Genomic DNA, 18,594 nt, shown 5'->3' with positions numbered 1-18,594 from the left:
TGAGCCCCCCACCAGGAGTCTGCCGGACAGGGCGGCCGTCGGCGGAGCGGAGGCCCCGGCGGGCGACCGCTGGCCCCCCGCCCCCCAGCGGGCGAGGATGCCGAACAGGCCTCTCTTCGCCGCGTGTCCGACGGGTGCCGGGGGCGCGTGCCGCAGGGGGGCGGGCGGGGAAGGGCGGCATCGCGCCCCGGCGGATTCCCGCCAACGGGCCTGACGTGACGGGTGGTTCACGCGACAGCGCCGAGCACCTTCCGTAACAATGGGGATGCACGGTGTCGGAGGGCGACGGGGGCAACATGGACGGCCTGGTGGAGTTCAAGACCGCCGAGGGAGCGGTCGTCGCGGTCGAGGCGGACGAGGAGGCCTCCGGCGCGCGGCTCGTGGCCCGCGGGGACGGGACGGTCCAGGCGACCCGCACCTTCGAGAACGCCCTGGACGGGGTGCGCTCGGCCGCGGAGTCGGCGCTGCGCGTCTTCCGGGACGGTTCGCTGCAACCCGACGGCGTGGAGATCGAGTTCGGGGTGAAGCTGTCGGCAGAGGCCGGCGCGATCATCGCCAAGGGCACCACCGAGGGCCATCTGGTGGTGAAACTGACCTGGTCGCCGTCGGGTCCGGCCGGGGAGACCGGCGGCCCCTCATGAGCGACGCGGCGCAGTGCGCCCGCGGCCCCGGCGGCGGTGCGGGCGCCGCCGCGGTCGGCCGCGCGGCCGGCGGCGAGTGGCAGGCGCGGATCGAGTGCGGCGGGCGGGTGGCGGGCGCGGGCTTCCTGGTGGCCCCGGACACCGTGCTGACCTGCGCGCACGTGGCCGTGGGCAACGTGGACCCGCTGACGGTGACCTTCACCGAACAGCCGGGCTGCCCCACCGTCACGGCCCGGGTCGTCGCCCACGGCGGCTGGGCGGGCGGCGACACGGACCTGGGCGACCTGGCCGTGCTCCGGCTGGACGAGAGCGTCGCCGCCGCCCCGGCGGCCCTCGCCCCGGCCGACACCGCCTACGGCACACCGCCCCGCAAACTCGTGGTCCACGGCTACCCGAAGGGCTTCGACGAGGGCACGCTCGCGGAGTACCGCATCACCGCCCCCCGGTTGATCAAGCGGGAGTGGCTGCAGCTGGAGGCCTGGCAGTTGGGCGGGCAGCCGCTGGCGAGCGGGTTCTCCGGCGCCGCGGTCGTCCTCGTCGACACCGGCGAGGTCGTCGGCATGGTCACGGCGGCAGCCGCCGCGCGGGACGTGCACAACGGGCGGATGATGCCCACGCAGGTCATGTCCCGGTACTGGTCCGGCCTGTCGGGCCTGGTCCCGGCGGCCGGGCACACGGCGGCCGACCGGGCGCGGCTGCGCGGCCTGGTGGAGAGGGCGGTCCGCGCGGGCCTCGACTGCGATCCGGCGCGGCTGTACACGGCAGCGGCCGACCCGTTCGACCCGCCGCCGCCCGAGGAGGGCTTCGACTCGCTGTGGTCGGCGGCGCTGTTCGTGCTGTGCGAGCTGGACGGGCCCGGCGCGGCCCACACGGTGGCCCGGTTCGCCGACCGGCTCCAGGCGCGGCTGCACGCGCCGGCGGCCGCCGAGCCGACCGCGCCCGGCTGGGCGCCGATCCTGGTGGAGTTGGCGCACAGCGGCGCGGGCGACGACATGATCCGCGTCGAGGTGTCCGCGTACAGCGCGGGACGCCGGCACCCGGTCGCCTCGGAGACCGTGCCGCAGGCCCGGCTGCGGGCCCGGGTACAGGAGGGCATCGAGGCGGCGTTCCACCATCTGACGCCCGGCGCCGACGAGTTGATCACCTTCTCGCTGCCCCGGGACTGGCTCGACTGGCCGGTCGACCGCTGGGAGAGCGCCCCCGACGACGACACCCCGCTCGGCTGCCTGTACCCCCTCGTCGTCACCGACCACGCCCGCCGCAAGGCCAGCACCCGCCATGTGCTCACGCGGGCCTGGAACCGGCTCGACTCCTGGCCCGGCGCGCGGATGCACCGGGTGGCGTGCGGTGACGGGGAGGAGCCCGCACGGCTGCGGCTGCGACTGCGGCGTGCCGAGGCCTGCCTCGCGGGTTTCGCCGCCGCGCCGGCCGCCGCCCCCACCAGGCCGCACTTCGAGGCCTCGCTCACCGCTCCCGCGCCGGTCGTCGTGTGGTCGCGCCGCGGCTGCGGCACGACCGGCGGCGACGCCGGGCGGTGCGCCGGCGCGGGCGGCTGCACGGGCAAGGCGTTCCTCGACGCGCTCGACGTGGCCGTGACCGCCGTCCCGCCCGCCGAACTCCCGCGCCGCGTCCTGGACCTGCGCGAGGAGGCCGCCACCGGGGACGGGCACTGGGCGCAGGACATCCAGCTGCTCTGGGACGACCCCCGGGTCTTCACCGACCCGCACGCCGGCGGCGCGACCCCCGCCCGATCACCGGTGGGCTGACGGAGGTCGCGGGGGAGCCCGGCCCCCGGACGACCGCCGACCCGCCGCGACCGCAGGCACCGCCACCGCCGCGACGGCCGGGACCCGGACCGCCGAAAGCCGCCGAGACCGCACGAAATCCGCCGAGACCGCCGAGACCGCCGAGACAAGGAAGTCGAACCACTCCATGCCGCCCTGGTCCGTGTACACCGGCACGCGCGAGCCGCACGACGACATCGACACCCTGCCCCCGCCCCCGCCGTGGCGGGACTTCGACGGCGGTCCGACGCTGTCGGCGCCGCAGGACGGCGACGACGAGGCGGCCGTCTCCCCCGACCGGGTGCACCGGGCGAAGACGTACGTGGCCACCGACGAGAGCGTCCAGTTGGTCAACGCCGCGCTCGTGCTGCGCCGCCCGCTGCTGGTCACCGGCCCGCCCGGCACCGGCAAGTCCTCCCTGGCCTACGCGGTCGCCCGCGAGCTGCGGCTCGGCCCGGTGCTGCGCTGGAACATCACCAGCCGCACCGCCCTCGCCGACGGTCTCTACCAGTACGACCCGCTGTCGCGGCTGTACGCGGCCCGGCAGGCCGCCGCCCGCCCGGACGAGGTGGTCCCCGCCGCCGACGACGTCGAGGACCACCTCCGCCTCGGCCCCCTCGGCACCGCCCTGCTCCCCTACGACCGGCCCCGGGTGCTGCTCATCGACGAGATCGACAAGAGCGACCTCGACCTCCCCAACGACCTGCTGAACGTCCTGGAGGAGGGCCAGTACGAGATCCCCGAACTGCTCCGCGCCACCCGGCACGCGCCCGACGGCGGCACCGCCGAGGTGCTCGCCGACGGCTCGGACACCCCGGTGACGGTCGGCCGGGGGCGGGTGCGCTGCCGCGCCTTCCCGTTCGTGGTGCTGACCAGCAACGGCGAGCGCGAGTTCCCGCCCGCCTTCCTGCGCCGCTGCGTCCGGCTGGAGCTGCGCCGCCCCGGCCGGGAACAGCTCGTCGACATCGTCCGCGCCCACCTCGGCAGCGCTGCCGACGAGGCGGGGCCGGTGATCGAGAGGTTCCTGAAGCGCGCCTCCGGCGGCGAACTCGCCACCGACCACCTGCTGAACGCCCTCTACCTCACCGGTGTCGCCGGGCTGGACGCCGCATCCCGCGACGCGCTGGCCGAGCGCCTGATGCCGCATCTCGGCGCCGCGGCGGACGGCGATGGCCTCTGAGACCTCCGGGACCGGCGACCCGCGTCCGTCCCCGCCGGCCGGGCCGAACGCCGGCCCGGCGGGCGTCGGACGGCGGGCGGAGCCGGATCTCCCCGCCGCGCAGCCGCCCGGCGGCCGGGCCCCGCTGGACCGGCTGTCCGCGCTGCTGACGGCCGCCGCGAACACGGTGCCGACGCCGCGCGAGCTGGCGGAAGTGCTCTGGCTGGCCGCCCGGTCGGGGCAGGAGGCCGAGAGCGGGGCGGCGGAGCCGGAGCCGGGTGCGGGCCGCCGTGACGCCGGGACGGACCCGCCGACCGGGCCCGCCGCGTCCGTGGGCCCCGCCTGCATCGGGGAACCCGACCGGGGCCCGTCGCCCGCGCGGCCCGCATCCGCCCCCGCGGGCGAGGACCGGGTTCCCCTGCACCTGCCCGCTCCGGCCGACGGCCCCCGGTCGGACGGGGGCGGCCGGTCGCTGCTCGCGCCGGCCCCGCCGATGCTGCATCACCCGCTCGCGCTCCAGCGCGCCCTGCGTCCGCTGGGACGCCGGGTGCCGTCGCCCCGTGTCCGCGTCCTGGACGAGCGGGCCACCGCCGACCGCATCGCCCTGCTCGGCGCCCGTCCCGAGGTGTGGTTACCGGTGCTGCGCCCGGCCTCCGACCGCTGGCTGCGCCTGAATGTGGTGCACGACGCCGGCCCGACGATGCCCGTCTGGCGCCCGCTCGTCCGCGAACTGCACGCCCTCCTCGCCCAGTCGGGCCTCTTCCGCACGGTCGCCCTGCGCCCGGCCGGCCCGGACGGCCACGCCCCGCACGTCCCCGACCCGGGCGACGGCCGCACCGTCACCCTCGTCGTCAGCGACCAGATGGGACCGCAGTGGCGGCCCGGCCCGGCGGGCGAGCGCTGGTACGGCACTCTGCGGCGCTGGGCCGCCCGCATGCCGCTGGCCGTCGTACAACCGCTGCCCGAGCGCCTGTGGGCCGCCACCGCCCTGCCCGCCGCCGCGGGAGTGCTCACCGCGCCCGCCGCCGCGGCGCCCTCCGCGGCGCTCGCCTTCACCCCCCACGATCCCGACGCCGCACCCGCCGCGGACGGCGCCCTGCCTCTGCCGGTCCTCGAACCCGGCGCGCCCTGGCTGGCCCACTGGGCCGCGCTGGTCGCCTCACCCGATGCCGGCCGGGTTCCCGGGGCGGCGGCCTGGCTGCCTCCGACCCCGCCGCGCCCCGCCGACCCGGCGTCCGACCCCGCCGCGTCGTCCCCCGAGGACCTCGTCCTGCGCTTTCGCGCGACGGCCTCCCCGCAGGCCTTCCGCCTCGCCGGCCATCTTGCGCTGGCGGTGCCGTCGGTGCCGGTGATGCGGCTGGTCCAACGCGCGGTGGAACGCGAGCCGCGCCCGCAGCACCTGGCGGAGGTGATCCTCAGCGGCATGCTGACCGCCGTGCCGGGCCCGGCGGGGACCTACGCGTTCCGGCCCGGTGTGCGGGACCTGCTGCTGCGCAGCCTTCCGCGGACCGCCCGCGGACGCACCCGGGAGTTCCTCGCCGAGGTCGGCGGCCTGATCGACGAGCGGGCCGGTGTGACGGCCGGGGAGTTCCGGGCCCGGCCCGCGTCGCACGGCGGACCGGAGCGGAGCGACGGTGCCGCGTTCGCGACGGTGAGCGAGGAGACGGTGCGGCGGCTGGGCGGGGACGAGCCGGGCGCGTTGCTCGACGGGCGGTACCGGCTGGTGGCGCTCCGGGGGCCGGGGCGGCGGATGTGGGACGCCGTCGACGTGGTGGGCGACCGTCGGGTGGTCGTGCACCGGTATCCGGAGCACGAGCGTGCGGAGGACACCGAACTGTTCCTTCGCCAGGCGCGAGAGCTGGCGCAGGTCGAGTCCCCGCACGTGGTGCGGGTGCTGGACTTCGGGGTGGAGGAGCGCGCGCCGCATCTCGTGACGGAGTTCGTGGACGGGGTGACCCTGAGCGAGCTCTGCCCGGGACGGAGGGCGGAGCTGTCCCTCCCGGCGTTCGCCCGCCTCGCGGAGCAGGGCCAAAGCGGCCTCGGCGCCCTGCACGCCCGCGGTCTGGTCCGGGGTCAGCCGGGCTGGGCGGGCCTGCTGCTGCGGCCCGACGGCACCGTGCTGATCTGCCGGTTCGCACTGGGCGAGGAGTCGCGGGGCAGGGATGTCGACGCGGACGAGGAGGACTTCCGGCGCCTGCTGGAGGAACTGGCCCCGCGAACGGGGCTGCCGGCCGAGGACCGGTGGAACCTGGTCGGTCTCGTCCGCCGGTACGACCTGACGGAGGCCGCCCGCCTCGCCGCCCGGCTGGGAAGCGCCCCCGACCGCGTCCCCGCACGCACGTACACGCTGCTCGGCCCGCCCCGCGTCAGTGACGGCGCGCGGTATCTGGACCCGCCCTCCCCCGAGGCGCTGGCCCTGCTGTGCATGCTGGTGCAGGCCTCGGGGCGGCGCGTCGGCCGGGCCGAGCTGGCCGAGGGCCTGTGGGACGCTCCACCGCCCCGGGAGGAGGCCGTCGAGCGCATCGAGGGCCTGCTGGCCGAGGTGCGCCGGGTGGTGGCCCCCGGCGCACTGGTCGCGCTCCGGGACGGCTGGGCCCTGCACGCGCCCGACGACCACATCGACGTCCGCGTCCTTCAGGAGTCCATCAGCGACAGCCGCCGTCTGCGTCAGGCCTGGGACCTCTTCTACGGCGATCCCCTGGACGGGGTCCCCGGACCGGCGGCCGCGACCGCCCGCACCCGCCTGCGGACGATCCGCGCCCAACTGGACATCGAGTTCCGGCCCTCGCAGGCCCGTCCCACGATCGCCGTCCACGCCGAGGACGGCCTCGACGGCCGCCCGGAGGCCCGCATCACCCTGGAGTCCGCCGTCCACGACATGCTCGCCCGCGGCGGGCTGACCCCGGACCGGTACGAGGTGCGGGTCCTCGCCGACGGCTATGTCGTGCGCACCGACCCCGACACATATCTGCTGCCCGTGCTGGCCGCGGTGCTGCGCGGCCTGCCGCAGGCGGTGGCGGGGCTGCCGCGGGCGCCGCGGCTGCGGGCGCTGCTGTGGGACCGCTCCGCCGAACCGCCGGAGCTGCCGGACCTGTGGCAGCGGAGCACCGCCTCCCACCTGGTCGCCGTCTCCCCCGCCCTGTACGAGGAGTTCGCGGCCAGCTCCGCCGCCCGGGGCCCGCACCGCTTCCGGCCGCTGCACGACGGCGGCCCGGGGAGCCCCTCGCTCGCGTGGTTCTGCCCGGTGGCCGTCGGCGAGCCGGAGCAGGAGACCGGCGAACGGGGCCCGGTGCAGGGCCCGTTCATCACGCAGGACCTGCGCCGGCTGGGCATTCCCACCGCGGGCCGCACGGCGATCGTGCACACGCGGCCCGACGGGTCGCTGACCCTCCTGGACCCGGCCGACCCCTACGGCGGGCGTCCGCCGCGCGCCCGGACGTACTACGAGGTCGACCTCACCCCCCACCGCACCCGCCACGAGGTGTCCCTGCCCAGTTCCGGCAAGGGTGTCTTCGGCGCCGCGGTGGAACTGTCCTGGCACGTCGACGACGCGCCTGCGTTCGTGCACGCCGAGAGCGGTCCGCCGGAGCAGCGGCTGCTGGACCATCTGCTGGAGGAGGCGTCGCGGATCACCCGGCGCCATCCGCTGCGCCGGGCCGGTGCGGCGCAGCGCGCGGTCAACGCGGGGGTGGGCGGATGGCCGGTGCCGGGGCTGTCGGTGTCCTACTCGGTGCAGCTGGCACGGGAGGGGACGCCGCCGCCGGTGCCGCAGCGGACGGACGGTCCACCGGCGTCGCCGACGGCCCTGCTCGCCGGCTCCGGGACCGTACTGATCGGCTTCGACGGGCCGCTCGTGCGGCTGTACTCGGCGCGGACGGCCCGGGAGGCGGCCCTGGATCTGCTGCGCCTGTCCCAGACCCGCCTCGGGGAGGACGACGGCCGGCCCGAGGGCGGCAGCTTCCCGCGCCCCCTGCGCGAGGCGCCGGCGCACCCGCTGGACGTGTTGCGCGCCTTCGCCCGCCATCCGCTCGGCCCCATGCTGCGCAGGCACCTGGACGTCATCGAGCTGAGGGCCGCGCCCGACGCGCCGACGACGCACCACGCGGTGGCGTTGGTGCGTGCCCTGCACGAGGCGGGCCGCCGGGTCTGCGTGGTCTCGGACGTCGGCGAGCAGGCGATCCACAAGAGCCTCGCCCCCTTCGATCTGCCGTTCGCCGGCGTCCACGGCCGCAGTGACGATCTGGACCGGCTGCTGCCGCGTCCCGACTGCCTGCGGCGGGCCCTGGGCTCCTCCCCGGGCCCCGACGCGACGGGTGTGCTGATCGGCTCCACGGTCGAGGGGCTGCGGGCCGCCCGGGAGCTGGGCCTGGGCTTCATCGGCCTGGCCCGCACCCCCGCCGCCGAGCGCGAGCTGAGCGAGGCGGGGTGTGAGCAGGTCGTGTCGTCACTGACGCCGTTGCTGGAGGCGGCACGGAATCGGTGACCCCGGAACGTTGTCCATGGTCCACGTTGAACACATGGGGCAAACCCCCCATTCAGCGGCGCCCCACCCGGCCCCCTCCAGCAGGCGCCGCACCGTGCCGCCCCCGCACCATGCGAGTACGGCCCGCCGCCCGGCGGCCCGCGCAAGGGTCCGCCACGAAGGCGGTCCCCACGGCCTGCGCTCTCGGGAGGACCTGCCATGACCGCCAGCCTGGAGCAGCTGCGCCGCTGCCACTTCGCCGTCGACCTGGGGGCGGCGCGGACGCGGGTCTACGTCAAGGGCTCCGGGCTCGTCGTCGACCAGCCCTCCGCCGCCGCCGTGAACACCCGCACCGGCGCCCTGATCGCGGTCGGCGAGTTCGCCGAGAAGATGACCGGCCGCACCCCGCACTACATCCGCGTGGTCCGACCCGTCTCCGGCGGAACCGTCGTCGACATCGAGATGGCGCAGCGCATGCTGCGGCACCTGATCGGCGACAAGATCCGCCGCCAGCTGCGCCGCAAGCCCTTCCTCCGGGCCGCGGCCTGCACCCCGCACGACGCCGACCCGCTCGCCCAGCGCGCCGCGATCGAGACGCTCGTCGGCCTGGGCGCCCGGCGCGTGGAACTGGTCGACACGCTCATCGCCGCGGCCGTCGGCTGCGGACTGCCCGTGGAGCAGCCCGAGGCCACCATGATCATGGTGTGCGGGGCCGCCGCGACCCAGGTGGCCGTGCTCTCCCTCGGGTCCATCGTCACCGCCCAGCGCATTCCGGTGGGCGGTGAGGCCGTCGACCACGCGATCGTGCAGCACCTGCGCCACGCGCACGAACTGATGCTGCCCAGCCAGTCCGTCCGCCCCCTGCAGGTCGCCCTGTCCGGCAACGGGCTCGCCCCGCACGGACCGACCTCCACCGAGATCCACGGCCGCGACGTCGCCACCGGCCTCGCCCGCTCCGTCGAGATCGACACCGCCGCCGTCCGCGACGCCATCCAGACCCCGCTGACGGCCGTCCTCGACGGCATCGGCAAGGTCCTGCGGGACTGCCCGCCCGACCTGGTGGCCGACCTCGCCGACCGCGGCATCATGATGGTCGGCGGCAGCGCGCTGCTCCCCGGCTTCGACCAGATGCTCCGTCAGGCCACCGGCATGCCGGTGCACATCGCCGAGCGCCCCGACGTGTGCGCCGTGCAGGGACTCGGCCAGATGCTGGAGGGCCGCATCGAACCGCTGACCCTGGACCCCCTGGCCGGCTGAGCACACCCACGGCCCCCGGACCCCCCGCGACGACCGCCCACGCCCCGGAGACCGCGCCGACGGCCCCGGCGTCGGAGATCCCCCCGGGCAGCCCCGGCCCCGGGCCCCCGCCGGGAACACCGGACCCGACGGCCCCGTTCCCGGAGACCGCACCGAGGACCGCGGGGCACCCACCGCCGCGCCGTTCCCGACGCCCCCGCCCTCCCGGACAGCACCGGCACCCGCGTGCCGCCCCGCCACGCCGAGCACCACCGGCCTGCCCGGCGTGCCCGGACTGCCGCCGCTGCCCGGCGCGCTCCTCGCCGTCGGCACCGGCCTCGACCTGCGCAGCAGCCTGGAACGCGTCGTCGACGGCGCCGCCGAGCCGACCGGCGCCCGCCACGCCGCCCGCGACGGGCTCACCGGCGTCCGTACGCCGCCGCCCCCGCGGGCCGGCGCCGTGGTTCACGGTCGGCGACCGACCCGCCGGCCGGGCGCCCGGACCGCCCGTCCGCCGCGCCACCCGGGACCTCGCCCTGCCTGCGCGGGAGTGCCCGGGTAGGGTGTGCGGCCGGGATCTTGGCAGTCCCTCGGCATCAGCACACACAACGGTGACCGTCACGGCAGACGGGGGCGGACGGGAAGGGACAGCGGTGGCGGGACCGGCATCGAAGGCACGGGCGCGGTTGTCGCTCCTGGCCGTCCATCCCGCACGCGCGGTCGTCGTGGCGTTCGCGGGCGTCGTCATGGTCGGCACGGTGCTGCTGTCGCTGCCGATCGCCTCCGCGGACGGCACCGAACCCGGTTTCGTGACGGCTCTGTTCACCTCCACCTCGGCGGTCTGCGTCACCGGCCTGGCGGTCGTGGACACGGGAACGTACTGGAGCGGCTTCGGGCAGGGCGTCATCCTCGCCCTCATCCAGGTCGGCGGCTTCGGCATCATGACGATGGCCTCACTGCTGGCCCTGCTCATCTCGGGACGGCTGCGGCTGCGGATGCAGCTGACGGCCCAGGCCGAGACCAGGAGCCTCGGCATCGGGGACGTGCGCCGGGTGCTGCTCGGCGTCGCGGGCTGCACGCTCGCCGTCGAACTGGTGGTCGGCGCCGTGCTGGCGGTGCGCCTGCGCCAGGGGTACGGCGAGAGCATCGGCGACGCCGTCTACCTCGGGTACTTCCATGCCGTGTCGGCGTTCAACAACGCGGGCTTCGGGCTGCACGCCGACAGCCTCAGCGGCTATGCGCAGGACGCGTGGATCCTCCTGCCGATCGCCGCGGCCGTGATCCTGGGCGGCATCGGCTTCCCGGTCCTGCTGGAGCTCCTGCGGCACCGGCGGCGGCGCCGTACGACCGGGCGCCGCAACTGGACCCTGCACACCAGGCTCACCGTGATCACCACCGCCGCCCTGCTCGCCGCGGGAACGGTGCTGACCTGCCTGCTGGAGTGGACCAACGCCGGCACCCTCGGCCCGCACACCGTCGGGGGGAAGATCCTCGACGGCTTCTTCCACTCCGTGATGAGCCGCACGGCGGGCTTCAACTCCCTCGACATCGGCGCGATGCGCGCCTCCACCCTGCTGATGACGTGCGTGCTCATGTTCATCGGCGGCGGCAGCGCGGGTACCGCGGGCGGCATCAAGGTCACCACCTTCGCGGTGCTGGCCGCGGCGATGCTGGCCGAGATGCGCGGCGAACCCGCCTCGGTCATGCTGGGGCGCCGCCTGGCCCCGCACACCCTGCGCCAGGCCCTGACCGTGGCCCTGGCCGGGATCGGCGTCGTCATGGCCTCCACGCTCGCCCTGCTGACGATGACCGGGTACCCCATGGAGAGCGTGCTGTTCGAGGTCGTGTCCGCCTTCGGCACGGTGGGCATGTCCACCGGGATCACCGCCGGCCTGCCCACCGGCGGGCACCTGCTGCTGGTCGGCCTGATGTTCATCGGCCGCCTCGGTCCCATCACCCTCGTCTCGGCCCTCGCCCTGCGCGAGCGCACCCGCCGCTACGAACTGCCCGAGGAGCGACCCGTCATTGGCTAACTACCTCCACTCCCTGCGCCGCCGACGCCGCGAGCGCCGTGCCGAGCTTCCCGTCCGAGGCACCGGCGACCAGCGGGTCGCCGTCATCGGTCTGGGCCGCTTCGGCTACTCGCTGGCCAACGAGCTGATGCACCGCGGCTGGGACGTGCTGGGTCTCGACACCGACACCCGCCTCGTCCAGAAGTACAGCGACGCCCTCACCCACACGGCCGTCGCCGACTGCACCGACGGGGAGGCGCTGCGCCAGCTCGGCGTCCACGAGTTCACCAGTGCCGTCGTCGCCATCGGCACCGACGTGGAGGCGAGCATCCTGGTCAGCTCCAACCTGCTGGAGGCCAAGGTGCCCAACATCTGGGCCAAGGCCGTCAGCCGCCAGCACGGCCAGATCCTCGAACGCCTCGGCGTCCACCACGTCGTCCTGCCCGAGCACGAGGCGGGCGAGCGCGTCGCCCACCTGGTCACCGGCCGGATGCTGGACTTCATCGAGTTCGACGACGACTACGCCCTGGTCAAGACCGTCGCCCCGGACATCGTCACCGGCATGCCCCTCGGCCGGAGCCAGGTGCGCAGCAAGTACGGCGTCACGGTCGTCGGCGTCAAACGCCCGGGCGAGGACTTCACGTACGCCACCGCCGAGACCGTGGTGCAGAAGGGCGACGTCATCGTCGTGACCGGCAAGACGCACACGGTGGAGTCGTTCGCCGAACTCGGCTGAACGCCCGGGTCCGTCCGGGCGGAGCGGTGCGCCGCACCCGGTGCGGTCGGGCGTCGGGTCCCGACGGCATGCCGGGTGGTCGATCGCGCGGTGCGGGCGAGCGACAGCGGGACGGCGCTGTCGGTCACCGAGTCGGACGCCGAAGTCGACGGCGGCGTTGTCATCGCCCCGGCACGCCACGTGCGGAGGGGGCTCCGGAGCGGGGTGGCGCGAACGGGACGGCCTGCGTCGCCTCAGCGGCCGCCGTCAGTCCACCGGGACGGCTTCGCGGTCCCGCCGGAAGCGGACGCGGAGGCGGGTACGGAGGCGGGCGCCGAGTCGGGGGCGGAGACGGACGCGGACGGCCCGGCACTCGACGGAGCCGACGCGGTCGGGCGGTCGCCCGCGGGCGACGAGGAACTGCTCGCCGACGCGGTCGGGGATGCGCTGTCCGCGGTACCGGGGTCCGCGGTGCCGGGGGCCGGGGGTGTCTGGCCGAGCGGTGTGAGCACCCCGTCGGTGACCCTGCCGTCGGCGTCCGCCGTCAGGGCGACGGGGTTGGAGACGCCGAGGAGTGTGTCGCAGCCGAGGTCGTCGAACGTCCCGCTCGCACGTGCGGCCAGGAAGGCGAAGAGGTTCGGGGCCGTGGCCGGGTCGGGCGAGGGCGCCTCCTCGAAGAGCGACTTGTCCTTGAAGATCCGCTGGATGCCGGTGGGGTCGCCGAACAGGGTCCTGCAGTACGCGGCCCCGTCACCGTCGCCGTCGGCGCCGAGGGCGGGCATGCCGACCCCCGCCCGGTAGGCGTTGGTCTTCTCGACGCTGGCCCGCCCGTCGACGCGTGTCATCGGGTCGTTCTGCGGGATCAGCGCGATCGGGGCCTTCTGGTTGGCCGCGGCGGACAGTTCGTCCAGCGCCAGGGCGGACGTGGCCCGGCCGTCGCTGGACTGGTTCGGCGCGGTGAACGGCTTGCAGCCCAGGGCCGGATCCATGAACTGGGTCAAAAGCAGGTTGTCGCTGCCGTTGGCCAGGTCCGAGGGGGTGGCCGCCTGCGCCGACCTGGTTCGGCCGTCGTGGTGGTGATGGCGGTCGCCTCGGTTGTCCATGCGCCTGGCCCTGCTCATCGCCCTCGCGCTCGCGGCGTTGTTCTGGGCGATCCGGCCGCGGGCGTCGGCGAGGTAGTGGGTGACCACGTTGTCGCTCCCGTCCTGGTCCACGACGGAGAAGTCCCTCGTGGTGGGGCAGGGCAGGCCGTCCTTGGCGGTCCCGAGGGCCGGAATCGCGAGCTGCTTGTGGGCTATCCGGTCGTCGGCGGCCCGGAAGAAGGCCGGCGCGTTGCAGTAGGCGAACTGGCCGAAGACGGATCCCCGCACACCGTTGACGCACTTGCCCTGGGCGAGGCTGTTGGAGTGGCGGCTCGTCCGCAGGGTCAGGTTGGCGCTGTTGAAACCGAACCAGATGCCGACCGTCGAGCCCGCGGGCACCGAGGGCCGGACCGGGCGCGCGGCCGGTTTCGTCCCTTTGTCGACCACCAGCGGGTTGTAGACGGTCAGTTTGCCGTCCTTGGTGAGGATCGCGGCTTCCACGAACGCGGCCTGATCCGGATGGGACTCGTGGCACGCCCCCTTCGCGGGGTCCGTTGCGACCAGCTCATAGGGCGTGGCCAGGCCCCGGGCCGTGAGGGGGTGTTCGGGCACGATCAGCGTGCAGTCCGCGTTGGGCGTGCCGGCCGACGCGGGCTGTGCGGAGGCCTCCCCGTCCCCCTGCCGACGGTGGTGGCGGCTGCCCGCCGCGAACACCGAACCGGCGACGACCGCGAGGATGACCGGCCCGCCGACCAACGCGACGGTCAGCTTCGACCGCTTCCAGCGCCGGGCCCGGTCCCTCCGTACGACGCGTGGTGACCGTGGCGATCTGTTTCTGGACACTGGCTGCTCCTTTCTCTGCTTTCCCCCCGTCGAAGGAATACGACCGACGGGCGGGCGACGTTCACCGCCGCACCCGCCCGATCGGCGGAGCGGGACGCCCGCTCCTTATCCGGCACGACTGCGGGTCAATTCGCCGTATCCGCCGGTTCTGATATCGCGCGACGGAGCGGCGCAGCCGCGGGGCATACGCAGGGATTTCGCACATCGGTGCGACACCGATACCGAGCGTTGTCGACCGCCGAACTCCGATGATCGGCGAATGGCGAATTCCGGCAGGAGATGACCGTCCAAGTCGGAAAACCGTCGTCGTCGTGCGGGCTCGGCGGTCGGGCCGACGGTGACGTCCCGCGCGTTCTCCGCGGGCGGGAGCCGCTGGATCCGCCGCGTGTGGGAAGGGGCGGACGCGGTCGGCGCGGCGGATCGGGACCGCACAAGCGAGGCGCGCCGAGGCGAAGGCGCCGGCGGAGTAGGCGAAGGCCTCGGCGCGCCTGAGGGCGACTCCTAGTCGAGGCCGATCGCCGTGCAGGCCGCCGCGAACTTGGCGATGCAGATGTCGGAGATCTTGTAGATGCCGTCCGCCACGACCGTCTCCTTGATGTTCTTCTGCGTCAGGGCGCTCACCGTGACCAGTTGGGCCGGGATGTCCTTGTCGGTCGGGCTGTCGACGTGGTCCTGGGTGAGGGCGTCGAACTGGATGTTCTTGCCCTGGACCTTGTCGACAGCCATCTCCGCGGCGGCCTCGGCCTCGTCCGGGTAGGGCTTGTAGACGGTCATGTACTGCTTGCCGGTGACGATGCGCTGCACCGCGTCGAGGTCGGCGTCCTGGCCGGTGAGCGGCGGCACGGGGCTGACGCCGGCGGCCTTCATCGCCCGGACGATGCCGCCCGCCATGGAGTCGTTGGCGGAGTAGACGGCTGCGATGTCGTCCGCGCCGATCGCGCCGAGCGCCTCGGTCATACGGGTCTGGGCCAGGTCCGGGCTCCAGTCCTTGACGTCGTAGGACTCGGCGATCGTCACCTTGCCCCTCAGCTCGGAGAGGGCGCCCTTCTTGAACTGTGCGGCGTTCGGGTCGGTGGGCGAGCCGTTCATCATGACGATCTTCGTGGAGGGGCCGGCATCCGGCCCCAGCGCCGCCAGCAGGGTGCGGGCCTGCACCTCGCCGACGAGTTCGTTGTCGAAGGAGACGTAGGCGTCGATCGGACCCTCGGCGAGCCGGTCGTACGCGATGACCGGAATGCCCGCGCTCTTGGCCTTCTTCACCAGCCCGGAGACGGCGTGCGAGTCGACGGCGTCGAGCAGGATGACGTCGACCCCGCCGTCGATCATCTCCTGCATCTGACGGGCCTGCTTGCTCGCGCTCGCGCCCGCGTTGGCATACTCGACCTTGCCCCGATTATCCGTGAGTTCGGCAATCCTGCGTTTGATGATGGGGTAGTCGAAATTCACGTATCGCGTGTTCGTCGTCTCCGGCATCAGCAGCCCCACCGTGAGGTCGTTGCCCTTGGTCGGGCTCGATTCTCCTGATTTCTCCGTCTCGTTCAGCGCTCCGCATCCGAGCGAGAGGGTCGTCATGGAGACTGCCGCGGCCATGGCGATACGACGTATTGGGGGTCTCACTTCAGGCGCCTTCCGGAACGTGGGCCTCTTCACAGCCCTGCGGAACGAAAGGACAGCGGGCCACCGCGGCCGGCGTCAAGCGGAACTACCGAACCCGTGCGCGGCGCTACACTACGCCACCTTCCCGGGGCGAGGTGGAATGCCCCCCGGGGCGCGACGACCTGGACGTTCTTCGCTGCCACCTGCCCAGCGTGCGCGCACCGCCCCGCACGGCGCCCGTGGACAGGCCGGCCCGGTGCCACCTGCCGGACCGACAGGAACCCGAACCACCCCGCCTACGCGCCGGGTTGCGCATCGCGCATCCGGAACCAGCAGTCCCGCCGCGTCACCGGCAGGTGCCGCGGTCCGCACGGCGTGGGGACCGGTCGACGATCAGCCGGATCCTGCCCACGACTGCGGAGTTGCAGCACGTGAAGCCGCCGCGGGGCGCGCATGTCCGCGAAGGGCCGTACGTGCGACGGGATGTCCGCGAACTCGACCCGCCTGCCAAGGGCGGTTGTGCCGTCCGGTGTTCACCTGCCACGCTGCCGCACCGGGACGGCCGGCCGGCCGGGGCCACGGACAGCCCCGCCCGAACGGCACACCCGTCAAATCCCCTGACCGCAGAGCAAACGCGTCAACCGTCCGGCATGGGGCCAAGGCGCCACAGACCCTGACGACTCCTCATGAGAATCTGACGGTCTTCCCCACCCACGCCCGAAAATGCTCCGGCGTACGGCACTTACCGCCGGTATCCCTTTACGCCGCGCCCCCTCACCGCCCACTATGTCGTCCCTACGAGATCGCCCACGTCACTCCGGGCGGACGGCAGCCGGGCCGTGTCCATCCACCGGCGCCGTTCGGCGCGGCAGCGCGCCGCAACCCGTGAATCCGGCGATACGAGGAAGCGAGGCCCAAGGTGACACATGCGGACACCGGGAGCGCGGATCACCGTCCTGGCTCCACACCCCCCACGTTCGAATCGCTGTCCGACACGGAACTCACCCATTGCCTGCGTGCCCAGGACGAGAGTGCCGATCCGGCCGCGGCGGAACTCCGCCGACGGCATCTGGCCGCCGTCGTGACCTGCGCGCGCGGGTGCACCGTCCACCAGATGGCCGGGAACCGCCTTGCCGCGGAGGCCTTCACCCGTGCCGTGGAAGAGCTGCGCAGCGGCATCGACCCCTTGGGGACCTGGCGCCACCACGCACTCACCGGGGTGGCCGGGACGGCACTCCGGTGGGCGGCCGACGGCAGGCAGGAGTGGCTGCGGGCCGACTTCCTGACGTGGGCGCGGAACACCGAACGGCCCGCGGCCGCCCGGACGTCCGCGATCGGCGTCGCGTCTCGCGGCACGACCGGCGCCATGCTCAAGGCCTTCTACCAGCTGCCCGAGCAGGTGCGAGGCGTCCTGTGGTACGCGGTCGTCGACGAGGAGCCGGACGGCCGCGTGGCCCGGTACCTGGGCATCGACCCGGCCACCGTCGCCGGGCTGAAGGGCAAGGCCCCCCTCGCCCTGCGGCACGCCTACGCGACGGCACACCTGGCGTCCCGTGGCACCGCGGAGTGCCAGGGCTTCGGCCGCATCATCGAGACCGCCTCGCACGCGGAGGAGACCCGGCGCCATCCGGACCTCGTCGCGCACCTGACCGGCTGTGCCCCGTGCACGCAACTGCTGGACGAGCTGGCGGAGTTGTCGGACGAGCCGCGGACCGCCCTGGCCGGAGGGCTGCTGGCGTGGGGCGGAGCGGCCTACACCGCAGAGCGCCCCGTCCGCCAGATCGTCGAGCCGTGGTCGGCACCGCAGGCTCCGTCCGGCCCTCCGGACGATCCGCGCGCATCCTCGTGGACGCCGGCCGACACGATCCAGGCCCCGACCGGCGCGGGCCGTGGCTCCCGCCCGGCGCATCGCGCCGCCCCGAAGCACCGGGCTCTCGCCGCCGCGCTGGCGGTGACCGCCGCGGCCGTGGTCGCCGCGGCGGTCACGAACGCGGCGCTGGACCACGGCCGGCCCGCCGACGCCGGTTCACCACATCGGGAGCCGAGCAGTCCGCCCACGTCGGCGAGCCGGGCACAGCCGTCCGCCCAGATCCGCGTCGGCGTCACCGCTCAGCTGGTGCACAGCGGCAGCGGCCTGTGCCTCGACGTGGAGAACGGGCAGGTGCAGAAGCACTCCGACGCCGTGGCCGCGACCTGCACATCGTCCCCGACGCAGGCGTGGTCGCTCGATTCCGAGGGGCGGCTGCACAACATGGCCGCCCCCGACTTCTGCCTCAAGGCCGACGGCGACGCCGCCGGCATCGGCATCCGGCCGTGCGGGACCGACGACCCGGAGAAGCAGTCACGGATGATGTTCCTCATCGGCCGCGACGGCGTGATCCGTTCCCGGCCCCGCCCCGACGAGGCCGTCGTCCCCGTGGGCACCTTCACGGGTGACCCGCTCGTCCTGGCCCTCAAGGGCCGCACCTCGGGACAGGCCCAGGCCTGGGCGGCACGCCCCGTCCCGGCCGCGTAGCACCGGATCGCCTTGCGGAGCCGTTCCGCCTCCTCCCCCCGCTCCCGGGTCCCCTCCGCTGCCCCGGTCACGACGCGGTGCGCGGCCCTCAGGATGTGCCGGTGAGTGCCTGGACGAGCTGGTCGACGGTGGGCGCGCCTGCCAGGCCGTCCGGTGTCGCGTAGACCCGGCAGGTCAGGCCGTGGGGCTGGGCCGGGGAGGGGAAGGGGTCGCGACCGCCGATGCGGATCGTGGGTGACCCGGGGAAGCACAGGGCTTGCGCCTCGTGCTCGGTCTCGACGGCGTGCAGGCGGATCTCCAGGTCGGGGTGGCCCGTGGCCCTGAGAGCCTGGCCGAGCCGTTCCCGGGCCAGGTGCCAGTTCGGGCAGCCTGCGCAGTAGAGCAGTTCGACGTCCACGGTTCCATGGTGCCCCGCGCTGTCGGGCGGCCGGCTGAGGCAGCCGGGACAGGCGCCGCGTCGGGGTGTCCCGGCCGAGGTCCGTGCGGGGTCGGCACCGGCTTCGACCGGCCTCGGTGTCCGCGGCCGTGACGAGCCGCACCGGGGCCTGC

At 74.6% G+C, this 18,594-nt stretch carries 12 protein-coding genes; 9 read left to right on the top strand and 3 right to left on the bottom strand.

The window, feature by feature from the left end:
* Positions 1-296 precede the first annotated feature (296 nt).
* From JS756_RS11650 to JS756_RS11615, 8 genes are all read left to right on the top strand, one after another.
* Positions 297-641 carry a CU044_2847 family protein gene (locus JS756_RS11650; RefSeq protein ID WP_205383135.1) on the top strand — a complete coding sequence of 115 codons (345 nt, stop codon included), beginning with the start codon at positions 297-299 and terminating at the stop codon, positions 639-641.
* Positions 638-2,407: a VMAP-C domain-containing protein gene (locus tag JS756_RS11645; RefSeq protein WP_205382968.1), complete on the top strand. Its 1,770-nt coding sequence runs from the start codon at positions 638-640 to the stop codon at positions 2,405-2,407. The genes JS756_RS11650 and JS756_RS11645 overlap by 4 nt, the downstream gene beginning before the upstream one ends.
* Positions 2,408-2,573: 166 nt before the next feature.
* Complete coding sequence (locus JS756_RS11640; protein WP_205382967.1) at positions 2,574-3,605, top strand: AAA family ATPase; 1,032 nt, start codon at positions 2,574-2,576, stop codon at positions 3,603-3,605.
* The gene (locus JS756_RS36685) at positions 3,595-8,067 is read left to right on the top strand and encodes an SAV_2336 N-terminal domain-related protein (protein WP_240203612.1); all 4,473 of its coding nucleotides are present in this window, start codon (positions 3,595-3,597) and stop codon (positions 8,065-8,067) included. The genes JS756_RS11640 and JS756_RS36685 overlap by 11 nt, the downstream gene beginning before the upstream one ends.
* A 198-nt stretch (positions 8,068-8,265) precedes the next feature.
* Positions 8,266-9,303 (top strand): rod shape-determining protein, encoded by a 1,038-nt coding sequence (locus JS756_RS11630; RefSeq protein ID WP_205382966.1) that lies wholly within the window; start codon positions 8,266-8,268, stop codon positions 9,301-9,303.
* A gap of 265 nt (positions 9,304-9,568) precedes the next feature.
* Positions 9,569-9,844 carry a hypothetical protein gene (locus JS756_RS11625; RefSeq protein ID WP_205382965.1) on the top strand — a complete coding sequence of 92 codons (276 nt, stop codon included), beginning with the start codon at positions 9,569-9,571 and terminating at the stop codon, positions 9,842-9,844.
* Positions 9,845-9,935: 91 nt separating this feature from the next.
* Positions 9,936-11,315: a TrkH family potassium uptake protein gene (locus JS756_RS11620; protein WP_307790519.1), complete on the top strand. Its 1,380-nt coding sequence runs from the start codon at positions 9,936-9,938 to the stop codon at positions 11,313-11,315.
* A complete protein-coding gene (locus tag JS756_RS11615; RefSeq protein ID WP_205382964.1) occupies positions 11,308-12,030 on the top strand; it encodes a potassium channel family protein in 723 nt (240 codons plus the stop codon). Before JS756_RS11620 ends, JS756_RS11615 begins: the two co-directional genes overlap by 8 nt.
* Positions 12,031-12,263: 233 nt before the next feature.
* On the opposite strand, the gene JS756_RS11610 is transcribed toward JS756_RS11615, so the two are convergent.
* Together JS756_RS11610 and JS756_RS11605 are read right to left on the bottom strand one after the other, a co-directional pair.
* Positions 12,264-13,934, bottom strand: a complete 1,671-nt coding sequence (locus JS756_RS11610) for a hypothetical protein (RefSeq protein WP_205382963.1) — start codon at positions 13,932-13,934, stop codon at positions 12,264-12,266.
* A 501-nt stretch (positions 13,935-14,435) separates the two neighbouring features.
* Positions 14,436-15,524 (bottom strand): sugar ABC transporter substrate-binding protein, encoded by a 1,089-nt coding sequence (locus tag JS756_RS11605; RefSeq protein ID WP_205382962.1) that lies wholly within the window; start codon positions 15,522-15,524, stop codon positions 14,436-14,438.
* 1,120 nt (positions 15,525-16,644) lie between these two features.
* Between JS756_RS11605 and JS756_RS11600 the strand changes: the two genes are divergently transcribed.
* Positions 16,645-18,045, top strand: a complete 1,401-nt coding sequence (locus JS756_RS11600; RefSeq protein WP_205382961.1) for a ricin-type beta-trefoil lectin domain protein — start codon at positions 16,645-16,647, stop codon at positions 18,043-18,045.
* Positions 18,046-18,133: 88 nt separating this feature from the next.
* Here JS756_RS11600 and JS756_RS11595 read toward each other — a convergent pair whose 3' ends face one another.
* Positions 18,134-18,442 carry a thioredoxin family protein gene (locus tag JS756_RS11595; RefSeq protein WP_205382960.1) on the bottom strand — a complete coding sequence of 103 codons (309 nt, stop codon included), beginning with the start codon at positions 18,440-18,442 and terminating at the stop codon, positions 18,134-18,136.
* Positions 18,443-18,594 lie beyond the last annotated feature (152 nt).

The organism is Streptomyces actuosus (assembly GCF_016921115.1).
Classification (GTDB): domain Bacteria; phylum Actinomycetota; class Actinomycetes; order Streptomycetales; family Streptomycetaceae; genus Streptomyces; species Streptomyces actuosus_A.
The sequence above is the reverse complement of the archived record's forward strand: the minus strand, read 5'-3'. Positions and strand labels throughout refer to the sequence as shown.